The 20,707-nt window shown below is 36.0% G+C and carries 22 protein-coding genes and 1 tRNA gene; 9 read left to right on the forward strand and 14 right to left on the reverse strand.

Annotation, left to right across the window (positions count from 1 at the left end; genetic code table 11):
* Nucleotides 1-13: 13 nt before the first annotated feature.
* Nucleotides 14-658, reverse strand: coding sequence for a monofunctional biosynthetic peptidoglycan transglycosylase (mtgA, locus tag RCH13_RS03580; protein WP_326985839.1), 645 nt, complete (start codon nt 656-658; stop codon nt 14-16).
* Nucleotides 659-691: 33 nt separating this feature from the next.
* Nucleotides 692-1,738: an ABC transporter substrate-binding protein gene (locus RCH13_RS03585; protein ID WP_326985840.1), complete on the reverse strand. Its 1,047-nt coding sequence runs from the start codon at nt 1,736-1,738 to the stop codon at nt 692-694.
* Nucleotides 1,739-1,782: 44 nt separating this feature from the next.
* On the opposite strand from RCH13_RS03585, the gene RCH13_RS03590 reads away from it, so the two are divergent.
* Nucleotides 1,783-1,856: transfer RNA gene (locus tag RCH13_RS03590), tRNA-Arg, on the forward strand.
* Between the two features lie 27 nt (nt 1,857-1,883).
* Here the strand turns inward: RCH13_RS03590 and prmA are convergent.
* A complete protein-coding gene (gene prmA / locus RCH13_RS03595) occupies nt 1,884-2,711 on the reverse strand; it encodes a 50S ribosomal protein L11 methyltransferase (protein ID WP_326985841.1) in 828 nt (275 codons plus the stop codon).
* Between prmA and RCH13_RS03600 the strand changes: the two genes are divergently transcribed.
* Nucleotides 2,710-2,865 (forward strand): hypothetical protein, encoded by a 156-nt coding sequence (locus RCH13_RS03600; RefSeq protein ID WP_326985842.1) that lies wholly within the window; start codon nt 2,710-2,712, stop codon nt 2,863-2,865. The two genes, prmA and RCH13_RS03600, sit on opposite strands and share 2 nt — an antisense overlap.
* Here RCH13_RS03600 and RCH13_RS03605 read toward each other — a convergent pair.
* Nucleotides 2,862-3,863 (reverse strand): glycosyltransferase, encoded by a 1,002-nt coding sequence (locus tag RCH13_RS03605; RefSeq protein ID WP_326985843.1) that lies wholly within the window; start codon nt 3,861-3,863, stop codon nt 2,862-2,864. The genes RCH13_RS03600 and RCH13_RS03605 overlap by 4 nt on opposite strands.
* Nucleotides 3,864-3,899: 36 nt before the next feature.
* On the reverse strand, nt 3,900-5,075 hold the full coding sequence (locus RCH13_RS03610) for a THUMP domain-containing class I SAM-dependent RNA methyltransferase (RefSeq protein WP_326985844.1): 1,176 nt from the start codon (nt 5,073-5,075) through the stop codon (nt 3,900-3,902).
* A 157-nt stretch (nt 5,076-5,232) separates the two neighbouring features.
* On the opposite strand from RCH13_RS03610, the gene RCH13_RS03615 reads away from it, so the two are divergent.
* Nucleotides 5,233-5,997, forward strand: coding sequence for a class I SAM-dependent methyltransferase (locus RCH13_RS03615; RefSeq protein WP_326985845.1), 765 nt, complete (start codon nt 5,233-5,235; stop codon nt 5,995-5,997).
* Entirely contained in the window at nt 5,994-6,686 is a 693-nt protein-coding gene (locus RCH13_RS03620; RefSeq protein ID WP_326985846.1) for a ZIP family metal transporter, read from the forward strand. Before RCH13_RS03615 ends, RCH13_RS03620 begins: the two co-directional genes overlap by 4 nt.
* A gap of 59 nt (nt 6,687-6,745) precedes the next feature.
* Here RCH13_RS03620 and RCH13_RS03625 read toward each other — a convergent pair whose 3' ends face one another.
* Together RCH13_RS03625 and RCH13_RS03630 are read right to left on the reverse strand one after the other, a co-directional pair.
* Nucleotides 6,746-8,146, reverse strand: coding sequence for an OmpP1/FadL family transporter (locus RCH13_RS03625; RefSeq protein WP_326985847.1), 1,401 nt, complete (start codon nt 8,144-8,146; stop codon nt 6,746-6,748).
* A gap of 18 nt (nt 8,147-8,164) precedes the next feature.
* Entirely contained in the window at nt 8,165-9,160 is a 996-nt protein-coding gene (locus RCH13_RS03630) for a prolyl-tRNA synthetase (protein ID WP_326985848.1), read from the reverse strand.
* A 145-nt stretch (nt 9,161-9,305) separates the two neighbouring features.
* Between RCH13_RS03630 and proS the strand changes: the two genes are divergently transcribed.
* The 5 genes from proS to RCH13_RS03655 all read left to right on the forward strand — a co-directional run bounded on the left by proS (nt 9,306) and on the right by RCH13_RS03655 (nt 15,041).
* A complete protein-coding gene (gene proS / locus RCH13_RS03635) occupies nt 9,306-10,781 on the forward strand; it encodes a proline--tRNA ligase (protein ID WP_326985849.1) in 1,476 nt (491 codons plus the stop codon).
* 117 nt (nt 10,782-10,898) lie between these two features.
* A complete protein-coding gene (locus RCH13_RS03640; protein WP_326985850.1) occupies nt 10,899-12,194 on the forward strand; it encodes an OmpA family protein in 1,296 nt (431 codons plus the stop codon).
* A gap of 179 nt (nt 12,195-12,373) precedes the next feature.
* A complete protein-coding gene (locus RCH13_RS03645) occupies nt 12,374-12,901 on the forward strand; it encodes a nucleotide exchange factor GrpE (RefSeq protein ID WP_326985851.1) in 528 nt (175 codons plus the stop codon).
* Between the two features lie 80 nt (nt 12,902-12,981).
* Entirely contained in the window at nt 12,982-14,103 is a 1,122-nt protein-coding gene (dnaJ, locus tag RCH13_RS03650) for a molecular chaperone DnaJ (protein WP_326985852.1), read from the forward strand.
* 74 nt (nt 14,104-14,177) lie between these two features.
* Nucleotides 14,178-15,041, forward strand: a complete 864-nt coding sequence (locus RCH13_RS03655) for an alpha/beta hydrolase (protein ID WP_326985853.1) — start codon at nt 14,178-14,180, stop codon at nt 15,039-15,041.
* Here RCH13_RS03655 and RCH13_RS03660 read toward each other — a convergent pair.
* The 7 genes from RCH13_RS03660 to RCH13_RS03690 all read right to left on the reverse strand — a co-directional run bounded on the left by RCH13_RS03660 (nt 15,038) and on the right by RCH13_RS03690 (nt 20,603).
* On the reverse strand, nt 15,038-15,718 hold the full coding sequence (locus RCH13_RS03660; RefSeq protein WP_326985854.1) for a DedA family protein: 681 nt from the start codon (nt 15,716-15,718) through the stop codon (nt 15,038-15,040). The two genes, RCH13_RS03655 and RCH13_RS03660, sit on opposite strands and share 4 nt — an antisense overlap.
* A 72-nt stretch (nt 15,719-15,790) precedes the next feature.
* Entirely contained in the window at nt 15,791-16,759 is a 969-nt protein-coding gene (locus RCH13_RS03665; RefSeq protein WP_326985855.1) for a sterol desaturase family protein, read from the reverse strand.
* Between the two features lie 42 nt (nt 16,760-16,801).
* Entirely contained in the window at nt 16,802-17,914 is a 1,113-nt protein-coding gene (prfB, locus tag RCH13_RS03670) for a peptide chain release factor 2 (RefSeq protein WP_326985856.1), read from the reverse strand.
* A gap of 122 nt (nt 17,915-18,036) precedes the next feature.
* Nucleotides 18,037-18,426, reverse strand: a complete 390-nt coding sequence (locus RCH13_RS03675) for an FAD-dependent oxidoreductase (RefSeq protein ID WP_326985969.1) — start codon at nt 18,424-18,426, stop codon at nt 18,037-18,039.
* 72 nt (nt 18,427-18,498) lie between these two features.
* Nucleotides 18,499-18,717 (reverse strand): FAD-dependent oxidoreductase, encoded by a 219-nt coding sequence (locus tag RCH13_RS03680; RefSeq protein ID WP_326985857.1) that lies wholly within the window; start codon nt 18,715-18,717, stop codon nt 18,499-18,501.
* Between the two features lie 18 nt (nt 18,718-18,735).
* Nucleotides 18,736-18,918 carry a hypothetical protein gene (locus RCH13_RS03685; RefSeq protein ID WP_326985858.1) on the reverse strand — a complete coding sequence of 61 codons (183 nt, stop codon included), beginning with the start codon at nt 18,916-18,918 and terminating at the stop codon, nt 18,736-18,738.
* Nucleotides 18,919-19,064: 146 nt separating this feature from the next.
* Complete coding sequence (locus RCH13_RS03690; protein ID WP_326985859.1) at nt 19,065-20,603, reverse strand: IS1182 family transposase; 1,539 nt, start codon at nt 20,601-20,603, stop codon at nt 19,065-19,067.
* Nucleotides 20,604-20,707: the final 104 nt, after the last annotated feature.

Here is a 20,707-nt window from a genome sequence, read left to right on the forward strand (position 1 = left end):
GGACAAAGATAGATTATTTCAAGCTTACATTATTCATCTGTCGCAAAATCCAGCGGTGCTTTTTATTCAAATAAGCGGAAGGATTTTTTGGATCATATTTTTTAGGGTTCGGTAAAATAGTCGCAATCCAAGCAGCTTCATTTTTTGACAAATCCTTGGAACTTTTCTGGAAATAATATTGGGATGCTGCCTCAACACCGAAAACACCACGACCCATCTCAATAGAATTTAAATAGCGTTCCAGAATTACATCTTTTCCCCAAACAACTTCTATGATAAAAGTGTAGACTGTTTCTAAACCTTTCCGGAGCCAACTTCTGCCCTGCCAAAGAAATACATTTTTTGCTGTTTGCTGAGAAATCGTACTTCCACCGCGGACTTTAGTTCCTTTTTCATTGTATTTAATGGCTTTTTCAATGGCTTTGTAATCGAATCCGCTGTGCGTGAAAAAACTTTGATCTTCAGCTGCAATTACGGCCCGTTTTACGTTATTTCCCATCTCATCATAAGAAACATAATCGCGATGCAATTTTCCAAACTCTATTAATCCACCAATCTGGGTAATGGTAAAAGGTGGATTGAAAAATTTTCCCCAAATAATGAAAAGGATATTTGCCAAGATGACAATAAAAATAAGTTTTTTAATTTTTTTCCACATAATGATTGGTAAAGCCTCGCAAAAATAGAATTATTATTTTAGTTCTTTCATAAAATACAAAGAGTCCTGCGGAAAAATTTCTGGATGAAAGATTTTGATATAATCCTTTAAAACCAAATCAGCACGAACAACGCCGGTTTCAAAATAATCATTGGCACTTCCCTTTTCTCTGCCAGAAACGTTATAAAGTTTTCCAGAATTATAGACTTTCATTTTAACGTAATTAGGACTTATTTGGAGCAAATCCTTTTTTGATTTGTGATTTCCCACGTTGATCCAATATTCAGCATTTTCGGATTTGGTATAAACTTCTTCGAAACTTAGCGGAATCGATTTGGAATCTGCGTTTTCAGCATTGATATAATTGGCATTGGCATCTGAAATAAATTGTGCCAAATTTGATTTACCACCCGCAAGAAACCACTGATTTCCATATATTTCATTGGCTAAAACAGTAGGTTGTGAAGTTGATTTTGTGGCAATCAATTTTAAGGAATTATAGGAATTTTCGATTTCTTTGAATTTTGCGCCTGATTCTTTTTGAACTCCTAATAACTTTCCGAAGACGATCAGATATTTTGATTTTGACAAAGGATTTTGCTCTAAATACTCGTCTAGAAAAATAATTTCGATACCGTTCTTTCTTAAGAGATCATACGTATTATCAAAGCTCGCGATGTAATTGGTGAAAATAACATCTGGTTGTAAAGCGATGATTTTCTCGATATCATACTTCTGCTCATTGCCAATATTCTGAATTTTCCCCTCCTTAATCAATTGATGAATTTTTTCTGAATAAATATATTCCGGACTAGAAATTCCGATAATTTTGTTCTCTTCACCTAATTCCGTGAAATATCCCACCAAACTTGCATTTAGCAAAATGACTTTTTTGTAGGGTAAATCGGAAGAATTAATATTGTAGGTAAATTTCCCCGTCTTTAATTTGAAACCATCTGGATACGGTTGATATTGAACTCGCTCCGATATTTTTTCCCATTTTAAAAGGTTGAGTTCGTCATTTTTCTTGCAAGAAAGAGTAATTAAAAGGACAAAAATTAATAAAAAATTGTTTTTCACTTTTGAGAGGAATAAAAAATTGTTATATTTGCAGACCGAAAAACGGCTTCGTGGCGCAACTGAATAGCGCACCTGATTACGGCTCAGGAGGTTACTGGTTTGAATCCAGTCGAGGTCACAAAACCTAGCAATTGCTAGGTTTTTTTTATTTTATGAGCAGAAGAGAAACCCATTCTTCTCTCTGCAATTTCTTTTTCATTGTCAAGTTTTGCGCGGTACAAACTTCTAAAATATCATCTACGTCAAAGAAACAAAGTCCAGATAACAAAAGTTGTCCACCATTATTTAACACCGAAACATAAGTTGGAATATCCGAAATCAAGATATTCCTATTAATATTGGCTAAAATAATATCAAAATTTTCTGCTCCTAAATTTTCTGCAGTTCCTTGAGAAATTTCTAGCGCTACGTTATTTCTCGCCGCGTTTTCAATAGAATTTTCTACGGACCACTCATCAATATCAATGGCGACAGTTTTTCCTGCACCTTGTTGTTTTGCAAAAATGGCCAAAACAGAAGTTCCACAACCCATATCCAAAACGGTTTTCCCATCAAAATCCATATCCAGCATTTGCTGAATCATCAAATATGTTGTGGCGTGATGCCCAGTTCCGAAAGACATTTTAGGTTGAATGATGATTTCATGAGGTAAATTTTGATTCTCATGAAATTCTGCACGGATGGAAACCTGATCTTCTACATTGATGGGTGAAAAATTCTTTTCCCATTCTTCATTCCAATTGATATTGGGCATTTCTTCGAATGTGTAAGAAATAGTAATTTCTGGATTTTCAAGAAGATTTACGTTTTTCAATTCTTCTTCTTGAAACAAATCTTTTTGAATGTAAGCCAAAATTCCATCATGTTCTTCCGTGAAACTATCAAAACCGATTTCTACCAATTCTGCCATGAGGATTTCATTCCAGGGTTGCAGCGGCGCTATTTTAAAATTAAATTCCAGGTACGTGTTCATGTCAAACTTTTTTGCAAAAATAGGGATTTTAATGGGAAAATATGGGCTAAAATGTCTCGCAGGTTTAGCGGATTTTACAGATCTTTTGTATCATCGTAGCACGAAATTTCTCCTTTTACTTGGAGCTTTTTACTATTTATTTACCTCTGTTTAGGGTTTATGGAAATGAGAGGGAAACGCATCTTCTGGTTTCTGCCCAAAGACATTGAGCAAAATCCAGGATTTCAAGAAACCGTAACCGTAAGAAAACATTTGAATGTAGGTTGACATGACCGCCATTGCAGCAACGCTTACGTTTTTGGTTTTGTACAAGGCATGAAAAAAAACGAGCAAAGTGTAAATTCCATACAAACCGAGTAACAAGCCTTTTTTAAAGAGAAAATATTCGATGATGCCGAAGAAATAGCCCACTAAAAAAAAGGTGGGAAAGGCAAATGAAATTTTCACATATTTCGGATGCCGCTGATTTAAAATAGGTCTTGCACAACCGAACTGGAAGATCTGCTTAGAAAATTTACCGAAGTCAACTCTGCGTTTATGATAAACTCCAGTATCATTAAAAAAAGACGTGGTGAAATTATTTTCCCATAGTTTCATCGATAGATCGGGATCTTCTCCAATACGCATTTCGGAGAAACCGCCCACTTTTTCGAATGCAGATTTCCGAACACCCATATTAAAACTGCGGGGTTGAAATTTAGAAATTGCTTTTTTATTTCCTCTAATTCCACCCGTGGTAAAAACGGAAGTCATGGAATAGGAAATAGCTTTTTGTATCAAATTAAAACCTTTGTGCGCCTTATCTGCGCCACCAAAAGCGTCACAGGTAATCACTTCAATATTCTTTTTGATGTTTTGAATATAATCATTCTCCACAATTACATCGGAATCAATGAAAATCAGCCAGTCATTTTTAGCACGTCTCGAGCCGTAATTTCGGGATAACCCGGGACCGGAATTGTCCTTTCGGAAAAATTTAAGGTCTAAATTCTCCTTAAATAGCTCAAGAGTTGGACGTAAATTAATCTGTGATCCATCATCTACGATAATGACTTCAAAATCTTTATCAGTTTGAAATGACAAGGAATTGAGGAGTTCGAAAAGTTCGTCTTTTCGGTTGTAAATGGCGATGATGATAGAGATGGTAGTCAATGCGGGAATTTGGTGGTGTTAATTTGAAAAAAGAAATTAACTATCTCCTTCTCTTCCTTCTAATTTATGAATTTTCTTCGTGCCTTCATACATTTCATATTGCATAAAGCGACATTCTAATTTTCCATTGAAAAGTTTTATTTTTCGGGAAGGTCTTAAGCCAACCCTTTTCATTGAATCTAAATCTGATGTAATAAGCCAAGCCAAGGTATTTGGGTAGTTTTTCTTAAAGGTATCGCCAATTTTAGCGTAGAATTCATCATCATTAATAACAATTCTCTCGTCATAAGGTGGATTGAAAACCATTAACAAAGGAAATAGATCCTTTTTAGAATCGAAGAAATCCTGCTCTTTTACTTCAATCACATCTTCCATTTCGGCAGCTTCGATGTTGATTCTAGAAGCGTGCAACATATTAGAATCAACGTCATACCCGACAATTTTACCTGTAAATTCGCGAACGCGGTTCAGGCGAACTTCCTTGATGGTTGTAAATAATTCAGCATCATAATTCAACCAATTTTGAAAACCGAATCTTCTGCGGAACGTTTGCGCCGGTAAATCCATCGCAATCATGGCGGCTTCAATTAATAAAGTTCCAGAACCACACATGGGATCCAGAAAATTACCTTTTCCGTCCCAACCAGCTAATTGTAACATTCCCGAAGCGAGAACTTCATTAATCGGTGCTTCCCCTTGCTCTTTTCTGTAACCCCTTTTGAATAATGGATCACCTGATGAATCTAAGGAAACGGTTACCAATTCTCTGTCGATATGCAGGTGAATTTTAACATCTGGATTTAATGTATCTACATTTGGTCTTTTATTATATTTAAATTTAAAAAAATCCACAATCGCGTCTTTCATCTTCTGAGCCATAAACTGAGAATGCGAAAATCTATCCGAGTAAATAGTGGTATCGATCGCGAAAGTTTGATCCACAGTCATATATTCGTCCCAGGGAAAGTCAAATAATTTGTCATAAAAACGATTTTCGTCCCAAGCTTTAAAGGTGAGGAGTGGAACCAAAATTTTCAAAGCAGTACGGGCAGAATAATTAATTTTATAGAGAAATCCTAAATCGCCTTCGCAATTCACGGCGCGGTTTTTCACTTCTACATTGGCACCGCCAAGTTTTCTAATCTCTTCTGCTAAAATTTCTTCTAAGCCGAAAAATGTTTTGATCTGAATTTTTAAATTATCTGTATCCATTGAATATTGGGGATGTTTTAAGAATTTGTATTGGATTGTCAATATTGACTTTGCCTAAAATTATTTCTTCTTGTAAAACTTGTTGGTATGCAACAATCGACAAAAAGTAAAAAGTTTAAACTTTATTTAATCCCGCAAATTTAGTTATTTTTGCACAATGGCATGGTTTGAAACTTGGTTTGATACTCCTTATTATCATATATTATATAAAGACAGAGATTTTGTAGAGGCAGAAAATTTTATCACCTTGTTAACCAATTACTTAGCTCTTAGTAAAGATTCGAAAATTATTGACTTAGCTTGCGGAAAAGGCAGACACTCAAAATTTTTAAACCATTTAGGATTTCAAGTTTTAGGTTTAGATTTATCCAAAGAAAGCATTATTCACAACAAAGAATTTGAATCTGAAGATTTACAGTTTAAGGTTCATGATATGCGAAATCCTATCTTTCCAGAAATCAGCGAAGAAAAAGTAGACGCTGTTTTTAACTTATTTACAAGTTTTGGCTATTTTGAAAACCCCAGCGATGATCGAAAAGTTTTTCGCTCAATTTCTAAAGCATTAACAGATGAAGGCTTTTTTGTCTTGGATTTTCTAAATGAAAAGTGGGTAAAAAACACCCTTCTTCCGCATGAAACTACTCACAAAGAGGGAATTGATTTCACCATTAAGAAGAAAATTGAAGACGAGCACATTATTAAAGATATTACTTTTTCTGAAGGCGGGGTCAATCATCATTACTTTGAGAAAGTGAAGTTGCATTCTTTGGAAGAGATTGCAGAATATGCAAACGAATTTGGCTTTGAAAGAGCGGCAATTTTTGGAAATTATCAGCTAGACCCTTTTGACTTAGAAAATTCTCCCCGTTGCATCAATATCTTTAGAAAAAAGAAAACTACACTTAATTCTGCAATCTCATGATTATAGCGTTATTAATTTTTAGCGTTTTGGCGGGAGTTTTTTTAGGAAAATTCTTTGGCGCTCAGCAAAAATTTGCGAAAAATTTATTAATTCTGAGTGCGGGATTTCTGATTACCATTTGTTTGAATGAAGTATTCCCAGAAGTGTATGCCTCGGAAAATGAGAATATAGGAATTTTCGTAATTGTAGGAGTTTTGCTTCAGATGCTTTTAGAAAATCTGACGAAAGGGTTTGAGCATGGCCACTTTCACCACCATCACGAAGAAAAAAACATCTTGCCCTTCGCATTGATGATTGGAATGTTCATCCACGCATTTTTAGAAGGAATACCGTTGGCGAATGAAACTGATATCCTAAATCCCTATTTGATGGGAATTCTATTTCACAACTTGCCCATTTCATTTGTCCTGGGGGCATTTTTAATACAGAAGGGAAAATTCTCTAGCACGTCTTGGTTAATCATTGGAATTTTTGCCATTGCTTCGCCTTTGGGCCTTTTAGTCGGGAACTATTTTAATCCGAATTTGAAGGTTTATTTCTTAGCTCTTGTCGGCGGAATATTTTTACATATTTCTGCCGTTATCATTTTTGAAAGCAATAAAAATCATAATATCGATTATTCTAAAATTTTACTTGTCATTTTAGGTGTTGGTTTGGCACTTGTTGGACATTTATTTCATACCCATTAAATAAAAAAAGACTTTGAATTACTTCAAAGTCTTTTTTGTTTTCGTGAAAATCTTAAAAGTTAGAATTTCCAACCTAACGTAATAAAGAAATTATCTCTTTTATTTTCAACTTCAGACACGATGGAAGCATCTGAATTTACAATGTAATTGTCAGAAAAATATCCAGTATTGTTCGCTGCTGATCCTTGAATAAATGGATTGCTGTAGGTAGAACTCACATTTTGGTAGGCTGCATCGATGTAGAATGACTTAAAATCATATCCAATCCCTGCTCCAATCAAATTTCTTTTCCCGACCATTAAGTCATTGTAAGAATTGTTTCCAACAGTGCCATTATTAGCAATAGTTTGCAGGTTAACTGAATCAAAAGGACTTGATGCAAATCCATATCCACCTCTTACCCTTAACGCGTTGTATCGATATTCTGCCCCAACTTTAACTTCGGAAAGATTAGAGTAATTATTATCAAAGAAATTATTCAATTCCGTCTCTGCACCTCCATAAACTTTATAAGAGGGTTTTGTAAGGCCTAATGTATAGTCCACATTAATTGCGAAATTTTTGTTGGGAACATAAGCCGCACTTAAAGTTGCTTTTAAAGGGGAAGATAATTTGCGATCTTCTCCATAAGTTCCATCAGTAGGGTTTTCATATTCACTATAGAGTCTAGAAATATTCCACCAGGTTGGAGTCTCTATCGCTCCACCTACTCTGAATTGTGGATTTATTTTACCAATTACTCCGACGGATGCAGAAAAACCATCTGATGATTCTGAAAAAGGAGAATACTGCTTGTTGTAAACATCTACACTACCAGAATTATCTACAAATGCTGCAGTATCATACTGATCTAGAGCAGCATTATGAAAGTTTAAGCCTGCACCTACGTAAATGTTATTATTATAATTAGCACCTACTCCAACACTCATTTTGGATACACGACCATATCTGTTATAGGCATGACCATCAAAAGAAAGTTGGTCAATTAATGCACCAGTACCGTCGGTAATGTCATACACTAAACCACTGTTTCCCGCAGTTTCCACATAATTCTCAATGGATTCATTAGAATAATTTACCGCAACATTCACAAATTTCCAAGGTGAAGAAGTTTCTATTGGAAAAACCGCAATTCCACCTACATTCCCCAAATCGGTGTCATTAACTTTATAATTTAATGATTGTCCACTATAATTGGTGCTGTTATTATTGCTTCGAATTGCTAAAGTACCAGAAAACTCACTGGCAATACTCACTCCGATACCTGCAGGATTGGAGTTTAGGACAGAAAAATCTCCGCCCAAAGCTCCCATGGAGCCCGCCATTGCATTGTATTTTGAAGATCCCATTAAACCGGTTCCGGAATGTACATCTGCCGTGTTTTTTAATGTGGACAAATCTTGTGCATTTACAAAATACGCCACTGACATACTTAAAACTGTTAAAGTCTTTTTTATCATTTTTTTATCTAAATTTAATTACCTACGAAATCCACCAGATGATCTGCCAGAGTTTGATGACCCAGAAGATGACGATCCTGAATTGTTAAAACCACCAGAGTTGCCACGAAATCCACTATTGTTTTGCTGATCTCTGCTTCCAGAATTATAATCAGGCGTGCTCTGTCTCGGCGCTTGCTGACGTGGTGTGTTCTGTCTATTAGTTGGCTGTCTATTAGTTGGAAGTCGTTGTCCACCTGGGTTTGTATTCTGGTTGAAACCAGGTCTAGTACCAGTTGCATTAGGATTACTTCTTGTTCCCTCATTTCGGAAACCATTATTAGAGGTGTCATTCATTCTTGTGCTCGTATTCTGTGATCTGTTTAAATCTCTAAAAGATCCATCTGACCCACTTCTTTTAGATGTAAAACCTCCATTATAACTGTTGTATCCATTATTATAGCCATTTCCATAATAGTTATTACCATATCCTCCATAATAAGGATTATAGCCAAAGTAAGGGTTGTAGCCGAAATAAGGATTGTAGCCGAAGTAAGAATTGTAACCGAATGGACTATACCCCCATGGATTATAGTAACCAAAGTAAGGATCAAAACCATAACCAAATGGACTTCCAAAACCTCCGTAACCCCATCCGAAGCTCATGCCGTAACCAAAGCCAGAATAAAATCCAAATGGTGATCCATAGTCAGAATAATAAGTATTAGTTCCAGTATAATTACCCCAGTCAGAATCTTGTGACTCTTGCCATTTAGATTCTCTATTATCGGAATTAAGGTATTTGTTTTCATTATCTTTAGCTTGATAATTGTAATAATCTCCGATTTGGTTACCACCATTCATCACAGCTCCTTGTGGAAGCGTGTCATTATTTGGATCGTAGTAAACGCCATCAGTTTCACTGTACCCTCCCATTTGCGCCCCACAGGACACTAATAATAATCCTGCAGACACGCCCAAAATAGCTTTTGAAGTGAGGGAATTAAGTAATTTTTTATAAGTAATTTTTTCCATGATAGGTGAAAAGTTTAATTTGATTTATATTTGCATTTTATACCAAAATTATACCAATTAGAGTGGTAAAAACGCAGGTAAAAATACTCATTTAAGATTAGATAAAGAAACCTTTAAAAAGTTAAAATAAAACTTAAAAAACAGCATGGCAAAACTTACTTCAAGAGCAGAGGATTATAGCAAATGGTACAATGAATTAGTGGTTAATGCTGATTTAGCAGAAAATTCTGGCGTGCGCGGTTGTATGGTGATCAAACCATACGGTTACGCAATTTGGGAGAAAATGCGCGATGAGATGGATAAAAAATTTAAGGAAACTGGACATGAGAATGCCTACTTCCCTATTTTCATTCCAAAAAGCTTATTTGAAGCGGAAGAGAAAAACGCAGAAGGATTCGCGAAAGAATGCGCGGTGGTTACTCATTATCGTTTAAAAACTGACCCAAATAATCCCGGAAAATTAATTGTAGATCCAGACGCAAAATTAGAAGAAGAGTTAATTGTTCGTCCAACTTCCGAAGCAATTATTTGGAACACTTACAAAAACTGGATTCAATCTTATCGTGATTTACCAATTCTTATTAACCAATGGGCCAATGTAGTTCGATGGGAAATGCGTACAAGATTATTTCTAAGAACTGCTGAATTTCTGTGGCAAGAAGGTCATACTGCACATGCAACAAAAGATGAAGCGGTAGAAGAGACGGAAAAAATGTTGCACGTTTATGCAGATTTTGCTGAAAACTTTATGGCAATGCCTGTTATTCGTGGAATCAAGACGGAATCTGAGCGATTTGCCGGAGCGGATGAAACCTATTGTATAGAAGCGTTAATGCAAGATGGAAAAGCGCTTCAAGCTGGAACTTCTCATTTCTTAGGACAAAATTTTGGAAAAGCTTTTGATGTAAAATTTACAACAAGAGAAGGAAAAATTGAGCATGCATGGGGAACGTCTTGGGGAACCTCAACAAGATTGATGGGTGCGTTAATTATGACACACTCTGATGATTTCGGGTTGGTTTTACCACCTACTTTAGCTCCGATTCAAGTGGTTATTGTCCCAATTTTTAAAGGAGAAGAGCAACTGCAGCAAATAGATTTGGTTGCTTTGGAAATTCAGAAAAAATTAAAAGCCAAAGGAATTTCCGTTAAATATGACAATCGCACAGAAAATAAGCCAGGTTGGAAATTTGCTCAATATGAATTGAAAGGAGTTCCCATCAGAATTGCAATGGGTTCCCGTGATTTAGAAAATAAAACGGTAGAAATTGCCAGAAGAGATAATCTCACTAAGGAAACACAACCCTTGGAAAATATTGAAAATTATATTGAAGACCTTTTAGAAACAATTCAAAAAGACATCTACACTAGAGCCCTGAGTTATCGTGATTCCCATATTACGAAGGTTGATACTTATGAAGAATTTAAAAAAGTTTTGGAAGAAAAAGGCGGATTTATTTCTGCGCATTGGGATGGTACAGCTGAAGAAGAGGAGCAAATTAAAAATGAAACGAAAGCAACGATAAGATGCATTCCTATTGACAACGAATTAGAAAAAGGTACATCCCTAATTAGTGGCAAAATTTCCGCGCAAAGGGTAATATTCGCCAAGGCTTATTAAAATCCTTTTACTTAATTCATAATAATTATGTTAATTTTATTATAAATCCATTAATAAAAAGGACTACGGTTTAAATTTTGTTTACTTTTATTTAATTAATATTAAAAATAAACTACTATGTCATTAAATGTTATCGATCTTATTAAGGGACAGTTAGGTCCTGCTACAGTTTCTCAAGCTGCAAGTCAACTCGGGGAAAGCGAATCTGGAATTTCCAAAGCCATAAGCGGTTTTTTACCCGCAATATTAGGTGGTCTAGCAAATAATGCTGATAAGCCTGGAGTTTTGGATTCTATAACGGGCGCTGCTTCCAGCGGTTTATTGGGTAATCTTTTAGGTGGTTCATCAAATAACTCGATGATCGCGACGGTCTTAACTGCCATATTTGGAGACAAAGTTGGAGGTTTGGTAAATGCTGTTTCCGGTTATGCTGGAGTGAGCAATTCATCATCTAATTCTTTATTGAACATGGTTGCTGGAGCTGCTTTAGGATCTATCGGAAAATATGCGGCAGATAATAATATGGACGCATCTGGAGTTTCTTCTTTGCTTCAGGAGCAAAAAGGTGTTGCTTCTTCATTGCTTCCAGCGGGCTTATCAATGGCTTCTTTAGGAATGGGTGATTGGTTAGGAGGTGCAGATGACGTAACTCACGTCGAAAATATCAATGTTACCCCAGAGGTAGATCAAAAAATAGAAGTGAACCGAGGTGGAAATACCCATGTGGAAGTAGACAAAACGGATGACAATGGCGGTGGATCAATTTGGAAATGGTTATTACCATTACTTTTATTAGCTTTAGCAGCGTGGTTCCTCTGGAAACAATGTGATAGCAAACCGGCAGACACTACTACAACAACAACTGACTCTACAGCAATGATGTCTGATTCTATAATGACTGCAATGCCATTAGATTCAAGTAACAGTACTACCATCATGACTGATTCTGATATTGATTTGAATGGAACCATGATCAAAGGTTACAAAGGTGGAATGGAAGATAATATGATTACCTTCTTAAAATCAGATGGGTACACAAATGCGACAGATGATGCTGCCTTGAAAGATACATGGTACAGTTTTGATAAAGTAAATTTTAAAATGGGATCTGCAAGTGAATTAGAAGCTGCTTCTGCAGGTCAGATGGAAAATTTAGTAGCAATTTTGAAAGCATATCAAAATGCGAAAATTAAAATCGGCGGATATACAGATAAAGTTGGTAATGAAGCTTCTAATGTTAAACTTTCTACCGATAGAGCAAACTACATTAAATCTTGGTTAACTGATAAAGGTGTGGGTGCCCAAATTTTAGGTGCTGAAGGATACGGAAGTCAATTTGCTATGGTAGATGCAACTTCAAGTGATGCTGAAAGAGCTGTAGATAGAAAAATGGCAGTACGATTTGCGAAATAAGCAACATTGAACATATTTTATAGTCTCGACAAAGTCGAGACTTTTTTTTGTCAAAAATTGAAAAAACTCATTCAAAATTATTCTGTTGATAAGACTAAAAGGTACATTTTCTGCCTTATTGTCTTATTATACCAATTGGCAAAATGTTTGAGAATTGATGACCATTAAAAGATAAAATTATGTCAGAAAATCAAGATACTACGGATCAATCAGAATTGCAAGAAGAAAATTTAGAAACTTCTCAGTCAGAAAACCAAGAAGTTGTACCCACTGCAGAAGAATTATTAGCAGCTGAAAAAGACCGGTACATCCGTTTGTTTGCAGAATTTGAAAACTACAAAAAAAGAACATCCAAAGAAAAAATGGAGTTTTTCCAATATGCAAATCAGGATATGATGATTGCAATGTTAGACGTTTTGGATGATTTCGAAAGAGCAATTAAAGAGATTTCTAAAAATAGAAGTGAAACTGATTTACAAGGAGTTGAACTGATTTATCAGAAATTTAAAAACATTCTCGTAGATAAAGGTATTAAGCCCATTGAAGTTCAAGCTGGAGATGATTTCAGTGTAGATTTTCATGAAGCTATTACACAAATCCCTTCTCCAACTCCTGACCTAAAGGGAAAAATTGTAGACGTAATTCAAACGGGTTATCGTCTGCATGAAAGAGTTGTGCGTTTCGCGAAAGTTGTTACTGGCAACTAAAAAATCATTTTCCGATGAGTTTAAAATTAGAATAGAAAACTTTTTTTTCCCTCATTTCCCCTTACCAATCAAGATTAAACATGTCTAAAAGAGATTATTACGAAGTTCTAGAAATTTCTAAAAGTGCTTCGGCTGAAGAAATAAAGAAAGCCTACCGAAAAATGGCGATCAAACATCATCCAGATAAAAATCCCGGTGATAAAGCTGCAGAAGAAAAGTTTAAAGAAGCGGCAGAAGCTTATGAAGTTTTAAGTGATGGCAATAAAAAAGCACGCTATGACCAGTATGGACATGCTGGTTTAGGTGGAGCTGGTGGCGGATTTGGCGGTGGCGGTTTCGGTGGAGGCGGAATGAATATGGACGATATTTTCAGTCAATTTGGAGATATTTTCGGTGGACATTTTGGCGGCGGAGGCGGCAATCAGCAAAGACAGCAATTGCGTGGATCTAATCTTCGGGTGCGCATCAAATTGAACCTTGAAGAGATGGTTAATGGAACACAAAAAACCATCAAAGTAAAAAAGATGAAAATGGCACCTGGTGCTACAGCAAAAACGTGTACTACTTGCAGTGGAAGCGGAGTGCAAATGAAAGTGATGAACACCATGTTCGGCCAGATGCAAACGCAAACACATTGTGGAAGTTGCCAAGGTATTGGGAAAATTGCAGATAAAATTCCAGCTGGAGCTAATGCTCAAGGTTTAATCAAAGAAGACGAAGAAGTTACCATCAATATTCCAGAAGGAGCGAGAGAAGGAATCCAATTAAATGTTCGCGGGAAAGGAAATGATGCACCATTTGGTGGAAATCCTGGCGATTTACTCGTTGTGGTAGAAGAAGAAGTTGATGCAACCATTAAAAGAGAAGGCGATAATCTTCACCAAGAATTGTATGTTTCTTTCGCAGAAGCTGCACTCGGAACCCAAAAAGAAATTCCTACCGTTGGTGGAAAAGTAAAAATAAAAGTTGATGCCGGGACACAATCAGGAAAAATCTTGAGACTTAGTGGCAAAGGCTTACCAAGCATAGACAGTTATGGAAAAGGTGATATGTTTGTTCATATCAATGTTTGGACCCCTCAAAATTTATCTCCGAGCCAAAGAGAATTTTTCGAAAGTCAAATTAAAAATGGGGAGATGATGGCTGAACCCTCCGGAAGAGAAAAAACATTTTTCGATAAAGTGAGAGATCTATTCAACTAACACATCCTAGGGAAACTTTTTAAGTTTCCTTTTTTGTTTTAGAAAGCAGAACTTTACAGTAGCAATTAAAATTTATGGATATTAAAAAACTTCTTATAAACCATCACTTTTGGATGATGGGATTAGTTGGACTTATTTTTAGCTCCTGCTCCAGTCGTTTTAAAAACGTGGAAGATGAAGCTGGTAAAAAATTATACAATGTAAAGTATGGCGAAAATGAGCGTCAATCGATGGACGTTTTTCTTCCAGCAAAATTTGAAAAGGAAAGCGCAACGGTGATCATCGTGCATGGTGGCGCCTGGAAGTATGGTAATAAAGAACACGTTAGAATTATTCAGAAGTTTTTGTATCAAAATAATATTCCAAGCGTTAATATTAACTACCGACTCTTAAAGAATGGAATTCTTTATACCGACCAATTGGAAGACATTGGAAAAGCAGTAACAAAAAGTAAAGAAATGGCTGCTGAATGGCGCATTAATCCAGATAATATAATTTTATTAGGTGAAAGTGCAGGTGCACATTTATCCTTGCTGTATGGGTACAACAATCCAGATAAAATCTCCAAACTGATTTCCCTAAGTGGTCCCACAGATCTATATTCGGAGGAATATCTGAGCAGTTCTTACCATAAAAGAACGAGACGCGTTTTCCAAAATGTAGTGGGAGAAAAATTTGCAGATAATTTAGAAGCCTTTAAAAAAGCGAGTCCGCTTGGTAATGTAAGTGCTGTTCCAACATTAATTTTTCAGGGTGATAAAGATTTATTGGTAAATAGAAAGCAAGGCTTAGCCTTAGATTCAGTTCTTACGGAGCAGAAAATTCCGCATCAATTAATCTTGATGAAAGACGCAGGTCATATTCCAAGATTTGTTAGATCGAAAAGAGAAACAATAATTTTTCCCGCAATTCTTTCATTCGTAAAGGAAGAGGACTAACTAATTTCTTCTTCCTTTTTCTTTTTCCCGAAGGCGAATTTCATGATTAACGGCAATGTAGTGATCAATACAATGATTAGAATAATCATTTCTAAATGAGATTTCAAATCAATATCAAATTGGTTTTTGAAAAGAGCATCTAAGTAATGTCCCGCAAAAATTAAAGAGAAAGACCAAAGGAAAGCTCCTACGATATTATCAATCAAGAAACGTGTTTTGTCCATCTTAACAATTCCTGCCACAATAGGTGTGAAAGTACGTACGATGGGTAAAAATCTTGCCATAATCACGGCAAGAGCACCATGTTGCTCAAAGAAATCATGCGCTTGAAATAAATATTTTTTCTTGAAGAGAAAAGAATCTTCTCTCTTATACAATGCTGGACCAGCTTTTAAACCAAACCAGTATCCAACTTCATTACCGATAATTGCGGCTATCGCCACAGCTGTTGCTAAAATACTGGTATCCAGAAAATCACTTCCTGTACTTCCGATACTTTCCTTTACAATTTCTACAGCGTAGATTCCAGATACAAAAAGGAGGCTGTCACCCGGAAGAAAAAAGCCGATAAATAGACCTGTTTCTGCGAAAATAATAAATAAAATAAGCCAAAATCCGCCCATTTTTATATAAAATTCAGGATTTAAAAGATCCTTCCAACTTTCATAGTTTTCCATATAATTTCTAAAAAAACAAAAATACTTTATTAAAATCGGTAATGAAAATTATTTAAGATGATTTAACAGTATTTAATTTAAATTCTTTTGCAATGTTGCAATCCGCTCATCTTTCCCACTGTGATTCCAACCGGGAGCTCTGAAAATATAGTTCAATTTCGCTTGAAAGGTAGGAGCAGATTTCACATCTCTTATTAGATTCCCAAATTCATCGAAAACAATATGAAAAACATTGTGAGTTTGAATGTTATGCAAAATTCCGTACTCTTCAATTTTCTCATTTTCAGCTTTGTAAGTTCCAAAAAGATGATCCCAAATCATCAATATTCCAGCATAATTTTTGTCTAAATCTTCAATTTTTCTAGAATGATGAACGCGATGATTGGACGGTGAATTGAAAATTTTATCAAACCAACCGAGTTTTCCAATCGCATTTGTGTGCGGCCAAAACTGATAAATTAAATTAATTTGATGCATCATCACAATCATAATCGGGTGAAAACCCAGCAAAATAAACGGAATATACCAAATATCACGGTACACAATCTCAAACCAACCTTGCCGCAGAGCAATCGCAAAACTGAGATGCGTCGCAGAATGATGATTAACATGTCCAGTCCAAAGAAGCCGAATTTTATGGCTCAAACGATGGTGCCAATAAAACCCAAAATCCTGAACGATCAAAACCAAAATCCATAACCACCAATGTTCGAGCTGCCATTTTAAAGTGAAAAATTCCGAAAAATTCTCAATTCCAAAAAAATTGGTTAATCGGAGATGATTGTAAATCCAGAAAAAGTAGGAAAGTGAAATGGCTTTCATCCCAAAATCCAAAAACATTGCGCCCAAACCCAATCCAACACTGGAAAGTTCATCTTTTACCAGTTTTTTGGTAAATAATTTTTGAGGAATTTGATATAAAAATGTTTCGCCCAAAATCAAAAGTATAAATCCGGGAACAAAATAAGTAACCGGATCTGTAAAATCCAAGGGACTGAACAAACCAAGGTTATTGAAAAATTGAGTGATTGTTTCTTTCAAAATTTTGATATTTTTTTACATTTTAAAACTATCAATAAGAGTTTAAAGTTCAAAATCATCATCGGTAACTGCGGTTCCATCGGCCATTAAAAACGCTTTTAGAAATGGAGTTAGATCGCCATTCATCACTCCATCAACATCAGAAGTTTCGTGACCAGACCGAACGTCTTTCACCAATTTATAGGGATGCATCACATAGTTCCTGATCTGGCTTCCCCACTCTATTTTCATCTTTCCGGCTTCAATTTCGGTTCGCGCTTTCATTCTTTCCGCAAGTTCCATTTCATACAAACGTGATTTCAGCAATTGCATGGCTTTTTCTTTATTCTGAAGTTGCGAACGGGACTCCGAGTTTTCAATAATAATTCCAGAAGGAGCGTGACGAAGCCGAACCGCCGTTTCAACTTTATTTACATTTTGTCCTCCTGCTCCACTAGAACGCATGGTTTCAAAGGAAATATCTGCAGGATTGATATTGATTTCAATGGTGTCATCAACCAAAGGATATACGTAGACGGACACAAAACTCGTGTGTCTTTTTGCATTAGAATCAAAAGGAGAAATTCTCACCAATCGATGAACTCCATTTTCTCCACGCAAATATCCGAACGCAAATTCGCCGTCAATTTCTAAAGTCACGGTTTTTACACCTGCAACTTCCCCTTCCTGGTAATTCAGTTCTCTTAATTTATAGCCTTGTTTTTCTGACCACATGGTGTACATTCTCATGAGCATTTCTGCCCAATCACAAGATTCTGTTCCACCTGCTCCTGCCGTAATTTGCAAGACAGCAGAAAGCTCATCGCCTTCATTAGAAAGCATATTTTTAAATTCCAGATCTTCGATTTTTTGAATCAAAACGGGAAAGGAGACCTCTAATTCCTGTTCAGAATCTACGTCTTCTTTCGCAAAATCCTGCAAAACTTGAATATCCTCAAAACGCGTAAAAATTTCCTCGTAATCATTCACCCATTTTTTCTTAGACCGTAGTTGCTTCATAAACAATTCTGCCTCTTTTGGTTGGTCCCAGAATTCTGGTGAAAGTGTTTTCTCCTCGTCATTAGAAATCTCAATCTGCTTCTTTTCGATCTGCAAAAACTTGTATAAATCCTGTATTCTGGACTGCGTATTTTTTATTTGGTCGGTGTTAATCATAAGTGGAGCAAAAATACAATTTATGGTAGGAAAAAGCCACGGATGCACAAATTTTTATTTTTCATATCAAGAAAAATTCGTGTATTCGTGGCAAAAGAAATTACTTTTTTAAGATGTCAATTTCATAACTTCGAAACTAGCTCTCCCATTCCAGATAGTTGCACTGCAACAATTTGCCGCGCAGAAAATCTTTTTACGATTGGTGATTTATCGGAACTCATTGCCATAATTCCCGACCATCGATGCGAAATTTTGAAATCCTCTTCCGGCAAAATGACCTTCTTTAAAAAGTTATCCAAGTAATTCTGAATATGTTCTGTGAGATCTAAAGTGCCCGTGTTTTCCGTTTCAAAATCTTGATTTCTGGCTCCACTTAAAAGTATGCGGTCTCCCAAATTCCTAAAATAAATATATCCTTCATCAAAATGGAAAGTGGCTTTCAATTTCAAATTTGGAATCGACTCCGTGACAAAAATCTGTCCACGAACTGGAATTAAATCAAGGGCTGGAATTAATTAAGTGGCTAAAGCATTTGTAGCGATGACGATGTGTTTTGCATTGAGCTGAAAGTTTTCAGACCTTATTTAAACAGCATTTCTTTCTTCCTTTATTTCTAAAATAGGTGTTCCAAAGAGAAATTCTATTCCTAAACTTTGACATTTTTCCACCAATTTCATGACCAATTTTCCAGAATGGAGTGCTCCTTCAACTAGATTTTCCACTAAAAAATCAGTTTCCTGAAATGCGGATTGCGTACTTTTTTCCGGACTAAGAAAGAAAGTTTCATCTAAACCTGTGATCAATTTTAGCTTGAGATTTACCTAAGCCATTTTTTCTAAACACTGTATATCCTTCAAAATTGCAAAACCGCCACAATTTTCAAAATTAATGGCATCTTTTTTAAAGTAATGCTGAATTTTTTCGACACCTTTAAACTGCATTTTAACCAAGTGCAAGGTTTTGGGCCAACCCATTTTTCCTGCATCTGCAATAATTTCCGTCAAACTTCCAAAATATGTAAAACCTGAATTTCTGGTAGATGCACCAAGCGGAACAGCGTCAGGCTGTGAAAAAACTCACATTTCCAATAATTAGTTTATAAATATAATCTTTCACAGCTCAATAAACCTGTTCTAAGACCATCTGCTTTTTATGCTGCAATTGATAATCTATTTTTGAACGAGGTCATAAAATGCTTAAAATAGGTCGTTTTAAAAGTATAACTGACGTTCCCTTTGTAAGGTGACTTCCAGTTTTTCAATTTGGCAATTAACTCCGGAACTCCCAGAATATTCATCGCACGTTTGATATTGTACACCAACATTATCAAGCTATGTTCGCCATTTACTTTCTCCAATCCCGTTAAATTCGTATGATTATAACCCCATTGTCGCTTAATAGTTCCAAAAATATGCTCGTTAATCTCTTGTCGTTTTCGATATAATTGTGCGTTCGCCTGGTAACGTTCATTATTTTCTGCAACAGCATCGGCATATTCACTTCGGTCTATTTCTCTGCCGCCTGTTCTGCTTGTACAAAGTGATTTTACAAGACATTCTTTGCAAGCGGGAGTTCGGTATTTTTTGAACTCATAACTGTCTCTATCGCGCGTTTTCTTGTGCCACCGTCCTGTCGTTTTTAAAACCTGATTTTCTGGACAAATATAGGTGTCATCTTCTTTATTGTAAATGAATTTGGAAACAAAATAATCTGGCTGAGTCCCATTTTCATTGCTTTTACCTTGATTGGGATGCGCAACAATTGTAACGATATTTTCCTCTTTACATTGGGTGAGTTCCCGACCATTGTGATAACCTTTATCGACTAAAGCAGTAAACGTTTCAACTCCCAAATTCTTCTTCGCTTCAATTGCAATAGCACTCAAAGCATTACGGTCATTGCGGTTAATGGTGTGTGTGGCAACAACCAAATTGTGTTTATCATCAACAGCGGCTTGAATATTATAACTCACTTCCACAACTTGCCCCTGAACCAGTAAAGCTCTGGAATCTTCATCGGTAGTACTGATTTGAGGTTCGCCACTCGCTTTTAATTTTTCTTCCAAGACTTCGTAGCGGAGTTTATTCTTCTTTAAACGTTTTATTTTTTCCTGAATATTAGTGATTGTAGTGCTGTTTTCTTTCTCATCATTCTGAGCCAGTTCATCCAGGTATTGTTGAGTTTTCTCCTCAATATAAGCCAGGTGCTTATCAATTTTCTTCTGATTAAAGTTCGCTTTTTTACTGTTGTGGGCTCTACTTTTGGTGCCATCAATGGCGATGGTTTCTCCTGCAACTAGATCGGCATCTTTCAAAAAAGAAACAAAGACTTTGAACAGCTTTTTTAAACCCGCAGAATTGTTTTTTCTAAAATCAGAAATACTGTGGTAATTGGGTACAAGTCCAAATAAAAGCCATTGGAGTTCAATATTTCTAATGCACTCTCTTTCGAGTTTCCGGGAACTTCGAAGACCATTGAGATAACCATACAAATAGATTTTGAGAAATATTTGCGTATTGAAACTCGGTCGCCCTTCTGTTTTTACCGTTTGCAGTTCAAAACCCAATGCTTTTAAATCGATATCCTCCACAAAAGCATCTACAAATCGAACTGAATTATCTTCAGAAATCGAATCTTCTAAACTCGTAAAAACCATTTGATTGCGGGCGATTCCGGTGATGTGTTGCATTATTAAATATACGAATTTACTCCCTTATTATTGAAATAATTTCGCTATTTTTGAAAGTAATAAACGGAGGTTTTTTCACAGACTGCCGTTTCTCTCCACAATCA

It is taken from the genome of Chryseobacterium sp. MP_3.2 (genome assembly GCF_035984805.1).
Classification (GTDB): domain Bacteria; phylum Bacteroidota; class Bacteroidia; order Flavobacteriales; family Weeksellaceae; genus Kaistella.

Coding starts and splice junctions, on each gene's coding strand:
- RCH13_RS03690 (WP_326985859.1), bottom strand. CDS start 20,603: ATGCAACACATCACCGGAATCGCCCGCAATCAAATGGTTTTTACGAGT.
- prmA (WP_326985841.1), bottom strand. CDS start 2,711: ATGAACACGTACCTGGAATTTAATTTTAAAATAGCGCCGCTGCAACCC.
- RCH13_RS03600 (WP_326985842.1), top strand. CDS start 2,710: ATGTCAAACTTTTTTGCAAAAATAGGGATTTTAATGGGAAAATATGGG.
- RCH13_RS03610 (WP_326985844.1), bottom strand. CDS start 5,075: ATGGATACAGATAATTTAAAAATTCAGATCAAAACATTTTTCGGCTTA.
- RCH13_RS03660 (WP_326985854.1), bottom strand. CDS start 15,718: ATGGAAAACTATGAAAGTTGGAAGGATCTTTTAAATCCTGAATTTTAT.
- proS (WP_326985849.1), top strand. CDS start 9,306: ATGGCAAAACTTACTTCAAGAGCAGAGGATTATAGCAAATGGTACAAT.
- dnaJ (WP_326985852.1), top strand. CDS start 12,982: ATGTCTAAAAGAGATTATTACGAAGTTCTAGAAATTTCTAAAAGTGCT.
- RCH13_RS03625 (WP_326985847.1), bottom strand. CDS start 8,146: ATGATAAAAAAGACTTTAACAGTTTTAAGTATGTCAGTGGCGTATTTT.
- RCH13_RS03655 (WP_326985853.1), top strand. CDS start 14,178: ATGGATATTAAAAAACTTCTTATAAACCATCACTTTTGGATGATGGGA.
- RCH13_RS03615 (WP_326985845.1), top strand. CDS start 5,233: ATGGCATGGTTTGAAACTTGGTTTGATACTCCTTATTATCATATATTA.
- RCH13_RS03630 (WP_326985848.1), bottom strand. CDS start 9,160: ATGGAAAAAATTACTTATAAAAAATTACTTAATTCCCTCACTTCAAAA.
- prfB (WP_326985856.1), bottom strand. CDS start 17,914: ATGATTAACACCGACCAAATAAAAAATACGCAGTCCAGAATACAGGAT.
- RCH13_RS03645 (WP_326985851.1), top strand. CDS start 12,374: ATGTCAGAAAATCAAGATACTACGGATCAATCAGAATTGCAAGAAGAA.
- mtgA (WP_326985839.1), bottom strand. CDS start 658: ATGTGGAAAAAAATTAAAAAACTTATTTTTATTGTCATCTTGGCAAAT.
- RCH13_RS03620 (WP_326985846.1), top strand. CDS start 5,994: ATGATTATAGCGTTATTAATTTTTAGCGTTTTGGCGGGAGTTTTTTTA.
- RCH13_RS03640 (WP_326985850.1), top strand. CDS start 10,899: ATGTCATTAAATGTTATCGATCTTATTAAGGGACAGTTAGGTCCTGCT.